The 12,679-nt window shown below is 43.5% G+C and carries 9 protein-coding genes; 3 read left to right on the forward strand and 6 right to left on the reverse strand.

Annotated elements, in window-relative coordinates; all coding sequences use genetic code 11:
• Positions 1–17 precede the first annotated feature (17 nt).
• Positions 18–788 carry an IclR family transcriptional regulator gene (locus tag Q0890_RS08330; protein ID WP_299219432.1) on the reverse strand — a complete coding sequence of 257 codons (771 nt, stop codon included), beginning with the start codon at positions 786–788 and terminating at the stop codon, positions 18–20.
• A gap of 260 nt (positions 789–1,048) precedes the next feature.
• Here Q0890_RS08330 and Q0890_RS08335 point away from each other — a divergent pair, with 260 nt between their 5' ends.
• The 3 genes from Q0890_RS08335 (at position 1,049) to Q0890_RS08345 (ending at position 5,810) form a co-directional block, all read left to right on the forward strand.
• A complete protein-coding gene (locus Q0890_RS08335) occupies positions 1,049–2,524 on the forward strand; it encodes an NAD-dependent succinate-semialdehyde dehydrogenase (RefSeq protein ID WP_299219433.1) in 1,476 nt (491 codons plus the stop codon).
• A 223-nt stretch (positions 2,525–2,747) separates the two neighbouring features.
• Entirely contained in the window at positions 2,748–4,010 is a 1,263-nt protein-coding gene (gene gabT, locus Q0890_RS08340; RefSeq protein ID WP_299219435.1) for a 4-aminobutyrate--2-oxoglutarate transaminase, read from the forward strand.
• 342 nt (positions 4,011–4,352) lie between these two features.
• Positions 4,353–5,810, forward strand: coding sequence for an APC family permease (locus tag Q0890_RS08345; protein WP_299219436.1), 1,458 nt, complete (start codon positions 4,353–4,355; stop codon positions 5,808–5,810).
• An 80-nt stretch (positions 5,811–5,890) separates the two neighbouring features.
• Here the strand turns inward: Q0890_RS08345 and Q0890_RS08350 are convergent, their stop codons facing one another.
• From Q0890_RS08350 to Q0890_RS08370, 5 genes are all read right to left on the reverse strand, one after another.
• Positions 5,891–7,264, reverse strand: a complete 1,374-nt coding sequence (locus Q0890_RS08350; protein ID WP_299219438.1) for an NAD-dependent succinate-semialdehyde dehydrogenase — start codon at positions 7,262–7,264, stop codon at positions 5,891–5,893.
• 171 nt (positions 7,265–7,435) lie between these two features.
• Positions 7,436–8,539, reverse strand: coding sequence for an agmatine deiminase (gene aguA, locus Q0890_RS08355; RefSeq protein WP_299219439.1), 1,104 nt, complete (start codon positions 8,537–8,539; stop codon positions 7,436–7,438).
• Positions 8,540–8,621: 82 nt separating this feature from the next.
• Positions 8,622–9,494 (reverse strand): N-carbamoylputrescine amidase, encoded by an 873-nt coding sequence (aguB, locus tag Q0890_RS08360; protein ID WP_299219860.1) that lies wholly within the window; start codon positions 9,492–9,494, stop codon positions 8,622–8,624.
• A gap of 130 nt (positions 9,495–9,624) precedes the next feature.
• Positions 9,625–11,118: a Na+/H+ antiporter NhaC family protein gene (locus Q0890_RS08365; RefSeq protein ID WP_299219441.1), complete on the reverse strand. Its 1,494-nt coding sequence runs from the start codon at positions 11,116–11,118 to the stop codon at positions 9,625–9,627.
• Positions 11,119–11,307: 189 nt separating this feature from the next.
• On the reverse strand, positions 11,308–12,678 hold the full coding sequence (locus Q0890_RS08370) for an FAD-binding oxidoreductase (RefSeq protein ID WP_299219442.1): 1,371 nt from the start codon (positions 12,676–12,678) through the stop codon (positions 11,308–11,310).
• Position 12,679 lies beyond the last annotated feature (1 nt).

Here is a 12,679-nt window from a genome sequence, read left to right on the forward strand (position 1 = left end):
TAAAGTGGTCAACCAAACTACTCTGAGCGCGAAGGTATAAAACCTAAGCGCTGCTCTATTTGTTTGGCAAGCTCAATCAGAACAGCACTCACCTCAGCGCGTTTGGCTTCATATTCAACTTGCAAAAAGCTGACTGCCATGCCGGCGACTGCATGACCAGAAGCATTGCGAATATAAGTGCCTAAGCAATACATGCCCTCGCGTAGCTGTCCATCATCTAACGAGATACGACTGTCGTGAATAGCCGTCATTTCATCAACGAAGCTATCAAAGTTGTCGACACCATTTGGCGTTAGCGGTTTAGGAAAGTCGCCTTCATATATCGTCTCTATAGTGTCCCGAGGTAAGGTTGAAAGCATGGCTTTGCCCGTTGCTGAAAATACGGCAGGCACACGTACCCCAGCACGGAAGGTAAAGCCGAGCGGTGCAGGGGCTTCATGACAGGCCAAAAACACCACTTCTCCTAGGTCCAGTTTAGATAGTGTGACGGTATGTTGTAGTAGGACAGGATACTGGACGATCAAGTCTTTAAATAGTTGAATCACACCTTGCTGCTGCTCATATTTGCCCGCCCAGTACATTAAATAAGAACCTAAATGAAAGCGGTTTTCAGCGTCTTTATAGATCACGTGTTTGGTGAGCAGACTTTGTAAAATATTATGGGTTGAGCTACGAGGAAGGTCTAACTCTTTGGCAATATGAGCGGCTGTCAAGGGCTGGGTACTTGCCGTAATCAAATCTAAAATCTGAAAAGTTTTGTCTAGTGCAGGGACAGCGATCGAGCTCATAAGTGGCCTATTAAAGTGAGTAAAATTAAAAACCATAAAAATAAAGCATTAAATAGTCATGAAAGTGACAATAAAGGTTGCAAAGTGGATACTATCATTCTTATAATGATGTCTCATATATAGAATCTATGTTCAGTATATTGAACAATATAATAGTTATCAATAATTATTTATGCAGAGTCGTATTAAAACGATTCCACTATTAAAGTTACTAATACCTTTATAATATGTCATTAGCCTAATCGACAAGGAGCGTCACAATGTCACAACGGTCACAATCTACTCTACAGTTATCAAATTCAGACCTGCTTAAGCAGCATTGCTTGATTAAGGATGGATGGCACGCTGCTAGTGATGAAGCCACTCTTGAAGTAAGTAACCCTTTTAATGGTGACATCATAGGCACTATTCCAAGTCTTACCACCGAAGACGTCGATGACGCTGTCGCCTATGCGCACGACGTACAAACAGCATGGGCTGCAAAAACACCAAAAGAACGCGCAGAATTATTGCAAAAATGGGCAGATCTCATTGATGCTAATAAAGAAGATCTTGCAATCATTATGACTGCAGAACAAGGCAAGCCTTTGACTGAGTCACGCGGCGAGATTGGTTATGCCAATAGCTTTATTCGCTGGTTTGCAGAGGAAGGCAAGCGCGTTTACGGTGATGTGATCCCTGCCAATCAATCCCAACTACGCCACGTCGTTCTTAAGCAGCCAGTTGGGGTTTGCGCGGCCATTACGCCTTGGAACTTTCCAGCTGCGATGATTACCCGAAAAGCTGCACCTGCATTAGCGGCAGGCTGTACGATGATCATCAAACCGGCCACTGAAACCCCATTTTCTGCGCTAGCCTTAGGTGCATTAGCAGAGCAAGCAGGTATCCCAGCTGGTGTCATTCAAGTCGTGACTGGTAAATCATCAACGATTGGTGACATCCTTACAGGCGATACTCGTATTCATAAGTTATCATTCACAGGTTCTACGGAAGTGGGCCGTACTTTGATGGCTCAATGTGCCCCAACTATCAAAAAGCTGTCATTAGAGCTGGGTGGCAACGCCCCATTTATCGTCTTTGATGACGCAAATCTCGAAAAAGCAGCCGAAGGTTTGATTGCTTCTAAATATCGTAATGCTGGTCAAACCTGTGTGTGTGCCAACCGTGTGTACGTTCAAGACAGTATTAAGGACAAATTTTTAGAAGTGTTTGTCAAAAAAGTCGCTGAACTAAATGTTGGTAACGGCTTGGAAGAAGGCGTGGATATCGGTCCTTTGATCAACAAAAAAGCGCTAGAAAAAGTGCAAGCCCTACTCAAAGATGCGTTGGATAAAGGCGCTACATTAATTGCCGGTGGTAGCATCAATAGCGCATCAGAGTTGACCTATAATCCGACTGTCATTACTGATCTTAGTAGTGACATGGACATTGCTCATGAAGAGATTTTTGGTCCTATCGCTACCATATTTACCTTTAACGATGAAGAAGAAGTCATCCGCATGGCCAACGATACCATCTACGGCCTAGCTGCTTACTTCTATAGCGGAGATTATGCTCGCTCATGGCGTGTCTCTGAAGGTCTTGAGTACGGTATCATCGGTCATAATACGGGACTTATCTCTACAGAAGTAGCCCCATTTGGCGGTGTGAAGCAGTCTGGCTTTGGCCGTGAAGGCTCTAAATATGGTATCGAAGAATACGTTGTGACCAAGTACTGGTGCTCTGACGTCAGTTAATGATTTGACTGATGTATTTGGTTTTTAACAGTCAATTTTTTGATCCTCAGCTTCTTCCATAGTTTTTGATGAATGTTAAGTTGAGGATCAACGCGTTAAAGAATTTTAGTGTTAAATAAAATTAATAAATTTTGGTATCTAGTATTTATTAGATAAATCGTTACTCAATAACCGCCACTTAATAACTGGCACTTATGTAAAAAATAAAGAAAAGGACATTCCTATGACTACGAACAATCAATCATTGCTTGAGCGCCGTAAAGCTGTATTACCAACAGGACTTGGTGTGGCGTTTCCTATTTTTGCAGAAAAAGCAAAAAATTCAGAAGTTTGGGACGTTGAAGGTAATCGTTATATTGACTTTGTAGGCGGCATTTCGGTATTAAATACAGGTCACAGCCATCCAAAAATCACCCAGCGTGTACACGAGCAGCTTGATAAATTTACTCATACAGCAGCGCAAATGATTAACTACGAATGCTACGTAGATCTTGCTGAAAAACTTTGCAAAAAAGCCCCTATCAGTGGCGATACCAAGGCGTTCTTTTTAACGACTGGTGCTGAAGCGGTTGAAAACTGCATTAAGATTGCTCGCGCTAAAACAGGTCGTCCAGGTGTTATCTCTTTCGTTGGCGGTTGGCATGGCCGTACGCTAATGTGCATGAGCCTAACAGGTAAAGTGCTTCCATACAAAAAGAACTTTGGCCCTATGCCAGGACCTGTTTTTCATGCGCTATTCCCAGCTGAAGAGTTGAACGTCACAGAAGCACAAGCGCTACACAGTCTTGAGATGATTTTTCAAGCGGATATCGATCCAAGCGAAGTGGCCGCGATGATCATTGAGCCAGTACAGGGTGAAGGCGGTTTTCATCAGGTAACGCCATCATTTGCTAAATCGTTGCGTAAGATTTGTGACGAGCATGGCATTGTACTGATTTTTGATGAAGTCCAGTGTGGTTTTGCACGTACCGGTACTTTGTTCGCCAGTGAGCAGCTAGGTGTCGAGCCTGATCTAATGACGAGCGCTAAAAGCTTAGCAGGTGGTTATCCTATCTCTGCGGTCATTGGTCGTGCTGATATTATGGATGCACCGCAAGTCGGCGGTTTGGGTGGGACTTATTCTGGTAACCCGCTTGCATGTGTGGCAGCACTGGCCGTCATGGAAGTCATTGAAGAAGAAAACCTACTTGAGCGCAGTGTTGAGATTGGCGATAAAATCGAATCATTCTTAAAAGATCTAAACCTTAGCAGTATCGGTCATATCCGTCACAAAGGTGCAATGTTAGCTTTTGAGCTGATCGATAGTGAAGGCAAACCTGATACGGATGCTACAGCTAATCTAAAAGCTAAAGCTTTTGAACAAGGTTTATTGTTAGCGTCTTGTGGTATGCATGGCAACGCGATTCGTGTCATGGTTCCGCTAACAGTTGAAGATGAAGTATTGCAAGAAGGTCTTGATATTATAAAAGGCATTTTAACCGCTTAATTGCTACGTAGTTTTAGGGGCTTTGTGCTAAAACATATCGTGATAGCTGTGTCCATGTTAACTAAGCTTTTAAATTTGGTTAAAGTATAAATATGACAGCAAGATCGCTCTTAGAATACTGATTCTGAGTAGAAGCTCTATAATGGCGTCTTGTAAATCAAGACGCCATTGTTGTTTTTGTTAGGTCATATTCAAAATTATCGTAATAAAAAACCAGTTGTTTGCGCTGGTACTAAACGAGTAACGTAGTACTAGGGTCTAGGCAATAGGTTTGAGGTATCCAATCAGGCCAGCTTAACCGTAAGAGGTTAACACGGACGATATATAGACAAGGAGTAAGTTATGTCTGCAATGAAAAAGTCGCTAGGGGTAATTGATATTATTGCCTTAGCATTCGGAGCGATGGTTGGCTGGGGCTGGGTAGTATTAGCCGGCGGCTGGGTGTTTTCAGCGGGTACTTGGGGCGCTATGACAGCGTTTCTTATTGGTGGTTTCATAGTAATCATGATTGGTATCACTTACGCTGAGCTGATTGCATCAATGCCAATCACTGGTGGTGAGCATACTTATACCCATCGTGCATTGGGGGTTAATGCTTCTTTTATATGCTCATGGAGTATGTTATTTGGTTACTTATCAGTAGTGGCTTTTGAAGCCGTGGCACTGCCAACGGTGGTGGAGTATTTGATACCGAATTATAATCAAGGGTATCTATGGAATATAGCAGGATGGGATGTCTACGCGACATGGGCAGGCGTCGGTATGGCAGGCTCAATCCTAGTAACTTGGCTAAATACACGCGGTATGGAAGTCAGCGCTTGGTTTCAAAAGACTGCAGTAGCTGGGATTTTACTCGTTGGCACATTGTTATTCATAGGCGCGATATTGTTTAACCCTGAGGCTACTAATACCGAGCTATCGCCAGCTTTTGTTGGTGATGGTTTTTCAGGTGTTGCTGCTGCTATTACAGGGGTTATTGTGATGGTGCCCTTTATGTTTGTAGGCTTTGACGTTATTCCACAAGCGGCAGAAGAAATAGATTTAACCCGTCCCAACATTGGCAAATTTTTGATTATTGCCTTAGTTATTGCAGTGATGTGGTACGTAGGTGTTATCTGGAGTGTTGGAGTGACGCTACCTATAGCATTGGCGGAAACATCTACTTTGTCAACTGCTGATGCAATGGAGAGCGCATGGCAAGGTAAATGGGCAGGGGTCTTGTTGGTCATCGGTGGGGTGCTGGGTATTATGTCGAGCTGGAACGCCTTTTTGATTGGTGGTAGCCGCTTGCTTTATGCTATGTCCAAAACCCATATGTTGCCAGCATTCTTAGGTAAACTGCATCCCAAACATAAAACCCCGATTAATGCAATTTTACTTATTGGTGGTCTTGCTACACTTGCACCACTATTTGGTCGTAAGATGCTGGTATGGATCGTCACGGCTGGCGGCTTTGGTGTCGTTATTGCTTATACCTTAGTAGCGGTGTCATTTTTAGTGTTGCGCTATCGTGAACCCGATATGGTGCGTCCTTTTAGAATACCGCAAGGCAAAATCGTCGGAATGGTTGCTATCGTGCTTGGTTTAGGTTTGTTTGTTCTATACTTGCCTGGTATGCCAGCCGCGCTTAGTGGTCTTGAGTGGTCCATCTTCCTCGGTTGGACAGTATTAGGAATTGTATTTTTCGTTTACGAATCTATGAAAAATCCAGGTAAAAGCAAAGTGGTTATGGATGAAGAGCTGCGAGAGCTTAAAATTGTCAACCAGCAATGGCTAAAAGAGAACCCTTACAAAAAGTAAGTTTTAATATTGTCATGATCATAAAAAAGCCTAACATTTGATGTTAGGCTTTTTGTTTGTATAAAGAATGACTTTATTGATCACGATTTATCGCGAATCAACTTGTAGTTTAAAAACTCAGTGATACCAAGGGTACCAAGCTCGCGACCGAATCCTGAGCGTTTGACACCGCCAAATGGGGTATTGGCTTCAGAACCAGACGGTGAGTTAATCGTCACCATGCCGACTTCTAGCTGTTCAGCGATCTCTGCTGCTAAGGCTGAATCTTGGGTTTGAATAGACGCGCCAAGTCCGAACGGGACATCATTGGCGATTTTGATAGCCTGAGCGATATCACGGGCTTTGTAGATGACTGCGACAGGACCAAATAGCTCCTCGCGATAAACATCCATCGACTCATCAACGTCTGTCAGTACAGCAGGGGCAAACCAAGCGCCAGGCTTATCTTTAACCATGCCGCCCTCAACAAGCACAGTTGCACCTGCTTTAATAGCGCCATCTAACTGCTCTTGCAAATTCTGCGCTGCACTTTTTGATGACATCGGTCCAATGAACGTTTTTTCATTATGCGGATCCGCTAGGCTCATTCCACGTACCGCATCGGTAAAGCCTTTAACAAACTGATCATATACGCTATCAACGACAATTAAGCGTTTGGCTGCATTACAAGCTTGACCGGTGTTACCAAAACGACCCTCAATAGCTCCTTCAACAGCTTGCTCAATATCCGCATCTGCTGCCACAATAAAGGCATCAGAACCACCAAGCTCTAAAACGACCTTTTTAAGCGCGCCGCCCGCTATTTTTGCAACTGCTTGTCCTGCGCGCTCAGAGCCTGTTAATGAGACGCCTTGGACTCTACTGTCTTCAATAATAGTCGCCGCTTGCTCATTGGTAGCAAAGACATTGTTATACACACCATCAGGCAGGCCTGCGTCTTTTAAGATATCAACGATGACTTCTGCGGTATTCGGGCACTGGGGCGCATGCTTTAGAATAATGGTATTGCCTGCCATGACGTTCGGCGCGACAAAACGTGCGACCTGATAATGTGGGTAATTCCACGGCATAATGCCAAATAATGTACCAACTGGCAACTTTTCTACGGACGCTGAACCTTGGTCAACATCGATCGTATTCGGTGCCAATAGTTGCTCAGCATTGTCTGCATAGTAGCGATAAATTTCAGCGACCAAGCCGATCTCACCTTTTGCTTGCCCAACAGGTTTACCCATCTCATTGGCAACGATACGTGCAAGCTCATCTTGACGATCAATATAGATGTCAGCGACTTTATTCATTATCGCACTACGTTCGCTAAGAGAGGTTTTTTGCCACTCTTGATAAGCGTTGTCTGCTTGTTCAATAGCATGCTGAATATCTTGCTCAGTCGCTGTTGGGTAGGTGGCTTCGATTTCACCAGTCGCGGGGTTGCTAACTTGATAGTCGCTCATAAATATTCCTTTGGTTAAAATCCATATTGATTATTATTCAAACAATTAACGTTTAAAATTCAATTTTGCACCATTTATAAGTGTTCTGATAAATGGTAAAGCCCATTACAGTAACATATTAAACTGTATGAATAGCATAATGTCTTTAGTAAAATTACTATTGTTTAAGCGTTAGCGTTTAAGGGCTGGTTGCTGCTGGGTAATACAATGAATATTACCGCCTCCAAAAACAATCTCTTTTGTCTGTACTCCCACTACCTGATGACGAGGAAAGATTTTTTCAAGCTGTTCAATGGCCAAACTGTCGTTGATATCATCATATTGTGGGACAATGATGGCCTCATTACAGATTAAGAAGTTGGCATACGAGGCAATACATACATCACCTGTATGGCGCGCTTTGGCATCATCAGACTGCACTATATCGTAGTTTTCAGGCAACGTAACTGGCTTTTGGGTACAGCAAAGCTTATGAACTGTTAGAGGTCGGCCCTTAGCATCTGTCATGTTTGAGAGCTGTTTATAGGCTTTTTGAGTGGCCTCAAAAAACGGATGGTTGGGGTCATCGGTAAACAAGCAAACCACCTCACCCGGACGAGCAAAGCAGGCGATATCATCGATGTGTCCTGTGGTTTCTTCAGGATCGATACCATCATCAATCCAGAGCACCTTTTGGGTATTAAGATAAGTGTTCAGCTTGTCCTCGATTTGAGTTTCGTTAAGATGGGGATTACGGCCAGGACTGAGCAAGCACATGCGTGTGGTCAATACTGTGCCTTCACCATCGACATGAAATGCGCCGCCTTCCAGCACAAAATCTTCGGTACGGTAGCGTTTGATATCCAAATAATCGCATAGACGCGCAGCTAACTTATCATCGTCATCCCAAGGTGCATAAAGACCATCGTAGTCTCCGCCCCACGCATTGAACGTCCAATCACAGCCGCGTAGCTCACCTGCATCATTGATTAAAAATGTCGGTACGATGTCCCGCGCCCACGCATCATTGCTCGGCATGGAGATGACGTCAATATCAGCTGGCAAACTATCACGACAAGCTTGGTAGTCATCAGGGTTGACTAAAACTGCAACCTTACAATAGGGCTTAATAGCCATTGCCACCGCTTTGTAAGCTGCTTTGGCAGGGACCGCCTTTTGACGCCAGTTGTCTTCTCGATAAGGCCAGATCATCCACACTTTTTGTAAGGGCTCAAACTCGGCTGGCATATAAAAACCGTCGTCTATTGGAGTTGAGTCTTGAATGAGTTCAGACATATAAGTCACCTTGTTAGCAGTAATCTTTTAAGAAACAATTTTGTATAACCTATCTCAGTCACAGTTTGACATTACGTGCAGCTTAGCCATGAGTCAGTAACGTGCCATACATTGAAGGACGGCGATCACGAAAAACGCCCCATTCTTGGCGTTCACGAGCAAGTTTGTCTAAATCAAAGGTGGCGCTGATGACTTCATTATTATCTGCTGATGCTTCTTGAACTATCTCGCCTCGGCCATCAGTGATGAATGAGCCACCATAAAACGACATCACGCTATCAGCACCATTTTGCGTGACGGTCTCAGAGCCAATACGATTAGATGCAACCACTGGCATTAGGTTGGCTGCTGCATGTCCTTGCATACAGCGCTGCCAATGCCCCTTTGATTCGATATCCAGTGTTGGCTCATCACCAATAGCGGTTGGGTAAAATAATATTTCAGCACCCATCAATGCCATGCTACGCGCGCACTCAGGGAACCATTGATCCCAGCAAATTCCGACCCCAATCTTGGCGTATTTGGTTTGCCACACCTTAAAGCCAGTATCGCCTGGGGTAAAGTAGAACTTTTCAGCATAAGGAATGCCATCTGGTATATGCGTCTTACGGTAGGTACCAAGTATCTCGCCATCGGCATCAATTATGGTGATACTATTAAAAAACGTATTGCCCGACTTTTCATAGAAGCTAATCGGTAAGACCACTTCTAGCTCTTTGGCCAATTTTTTGAAATGAGTGATGGCAGCATTATCTGCGACAGAGGTGGCAAGTTTAAAATAATCAAAATCATGAACTTGGCAAAAGTAGGGCGTCTCGAACAACTCTTGGAGTAAAATGATATTGGCTCCGTCCTTAGCGGCTTTGGTAACCAAGTCAGTTGCCGTATCTATGTTTTGTTGAATATTCCAACCACAAGCCATCTGGGTGGCAGCAACAGTTACAGTACGCATAATCTAATTCCTTTTATATATTAGCTAAGAAGTAAGGTCGGACAAAAAACCCATATTAAATAGTTGATAATGGACAATGACCAAACGGTAATTGCCCATAGTATAACGGTCTGATAACAACACTATGCTATATCTAGGCCATCATAAACCCTAAGCCTAAGAAGGTTGCGACAGACAGTACCGCACCTAGCATAGCGTAAGGGAACTGTGTAAAGGCATGCTGCATCGGTGAACAGCCAGCGCCTTGTGCTGCTAATAATGATGAATCACTAAAGAAACAAGCATGACTACCAAATGAAGAGGCAGATAATAAAGCACCAATCATCAGTGGCGTACTAACCCCCAGAGCCATAGAGATTGGGAAGACAATTGGCATCGCTAAGACATATAGACCCCAGCTTGACGACGTTGCAAATGTTAAGAAAGCCATGACTGCAAAAATGACAGCAGGGAAGATGATAATGGTCATATATGGTGTGATGGATTCAATGACATACATAGTCATGCCAAGCTCATCGTTGATGGCTTTTAGAAAAAAGCCTCCAATTACAGTTGAGAGTGGGTATAACATGACCTTAAAGCCTTTAAAAATAGCTTCAACTTGGGTCTCAAAGCTCAAAATTCCTTGTATCCAATATATAAGAACGGTCACAAAACACGTCAATAACGCGCCTCTTAATAAATCAATTTCAAAGTAGATGGTTGAGACGATCAATAAGATCATAGGAAACGCGAAGTTTAAGATATTGGCTTTGAACGATAACTTGCGTTTGGCTTTTACGTTTGAGATTAACTGCTCCTCTACAAAGGCTTCAGGTACAGGGTTACCAGCTTGTGCACGTTTTTCAGCCTTTTTCATTGGTCCCCAGTTGCCAAATATACCAGTTGCAACTAAGAATACGATAATAAGGGCAAACCAAGCATACGCCATATAAGGAATCGCACTGATATAAAGCCCTAAACCAGCGCCGTCTCCTGCGACGTTATTTTCTTCCAACAAGCCTGCAAAATAGACAGCCCAAGTAGAAATAGGAACAATCACACACATGGGCGCCGCTGTAGAATCAACGATATAAGCCAGTTTTTCACGTGATACGCCATACGCATCTGTGAGTTTTTTGACAGAAGTCGATACGGCCAGACAGTTTAGATAGTCATCAATAAAAACCACAATACCCAAAGCAAAGGTAGCCAAAAGTGACTGTCTGCGTGATTTGATGATCTTTTGTAGCCATTCACTAAAGCCATCTAGACAACCGCTGATCTCAAGCAGTTGAATAAGCCCGCCCATAAGACCACACACCAAAACGATCCAGATAATCGTCTCATTACCTAGAACCATAGAGATATTGTCAGCGAAGGGGGAGACCAAATCAAAAGGATTGAGCATGACCAGGCCGGCGACACAGCCTGCTATCATTGATTCAAACGGGCGTCTTGAGACAATAGCAGTGATTAAGACTAGTAGCGTTGGTAATAATGATAATGCACCCCAAGATTCTGATGCATCTCGAGTACTTGAAAGCCAGACGAAAGCAAGGTAGATGGCTATACCTACTACCACCGTTAAGAACACTCGTTTGTTATGAAACAGTCCTTCAACAGCGTCGTTGAGCTTCATATTCATGGTTACACTCCTTGTAAAACCTCATTTTTTATAGAACAAAATATGCTCTTTAATTTATGCTTGATAACAGTAATGAATTTACTGGTATCAAGCTCATCACAACACTCCTTTGCTGTGATGGTGTAATGTAACAACGATCCTCAAAAAATTTAGAAAATGAACTATTATCTATTAATCTATCTTATTGGTCTACATGCCAGTACGATCTTTTAAGGCATACCACCATGATCCCATCATCGAATAAGGTACTCTTAATGCACGGCCCCCTGGGAAAGGTATCCATGGTATCTTGGTAAACGTATCAAACTCTGCAGTCTTGCCATTGATAGCGTCTGCCAATATCTGCCCAAATAAGTGCGAGCCTGTCACGCCATGACCACTATAACCGTGCGCGAAAAATACGCGATCATGTAATTTGCCCAGCTGGGGCACACGGGAAAAAGACAAGGCAAAGTTACCACTCCACGCGTAGTCTATTTTGACATCGCGCAATTCTGGAAATATTTTGTTCATATTGGGTCTGATTTTAGCAGTAATATCAGATGGGTCTTGACCACCGTAGACGGTACCACCACCGAATAACATACGTTTGTCAGCAGAAAGACGGTAATAATCCAAAATATAGCGCACATCTTCAACACAGACATCGGTTGGAAGCAGTTGGTCTGCCAAATCACCCAAAGGTTCGGTCGCGATGATTTGCGTTGATACTGGCATGACGCGATCCGTCAGTTTTGGAATGACTTTATTAAGATAAGCATTGCCGCAAATTACAGCCTGCTTACAAGTCACTGTGCCAAATTCAGTGATGATTTTGATAGAGTCATCGAAGTATTCAATATCAACGACCAACGTATTTTCGTAGATGGTACCGCCGCCTTGTTCGACAGCAGCGGCTTCACCGAGTGCTAAATTGAGTGGATGAAAGTGCCCGCCTGAATGATCAATGACACCGCCCACATAAGCATCTGTTTTTATGTGTTCTTGAATGCCAGACTTGTCCAACATTTCTCGATCATGCATGCCATGGCTTTCCCACAACGCATGCGTTTCTTGTAAGTCTCTTAGCTGTCCATTGTTTAAAGCTGCAAAGATGTTTTTTTCTTTTAAATCGCAGTCAATATTGTAATCAGCGATAAAACGACGAATAATTTTGCCACCGCGAGTCACTAGTTGACCGACGAAGTCTGCGTTTTGTTGACCATAAGATTTTTGAATCTTTTGTAAGCTGGCGTTAAGGCCATTGACGATTTGACCACCATTACGTCCTGATGCGCCCCAGCCGATCTGCGCGCCCTCAAGAATGACGACTTCATGATCGGTCTCGATCAGATGCAGGGCGGTTGATAAGCCACTATAGCCACCACCAACCACGCAAACCTCCGTTTGAATGTCATTTTTTAGCGTTGGTCTGTCAGGTTTAGGATTACGACTGGCAGCATAATAGCTATCAGGATATTGCCCTTTGTCTGAATAATGCGGGATATTGCGCTTATTATTAGACGGCTTGTTCGGCTGAGCATTTTGCTCCATAGGCGGTGTAACATTGCTATTTGACATA

The organism is uncultured Psychrobacter sp. (genome assembly GCF_947488565.1).
GTDB classification, from domain to species: Bacteria; Pseudomonadota; Gammaproteobacteria; order Pseudomonadales; family Moraxellaceae; genus Psychrobacter; species Psychrobacter saeujeotis.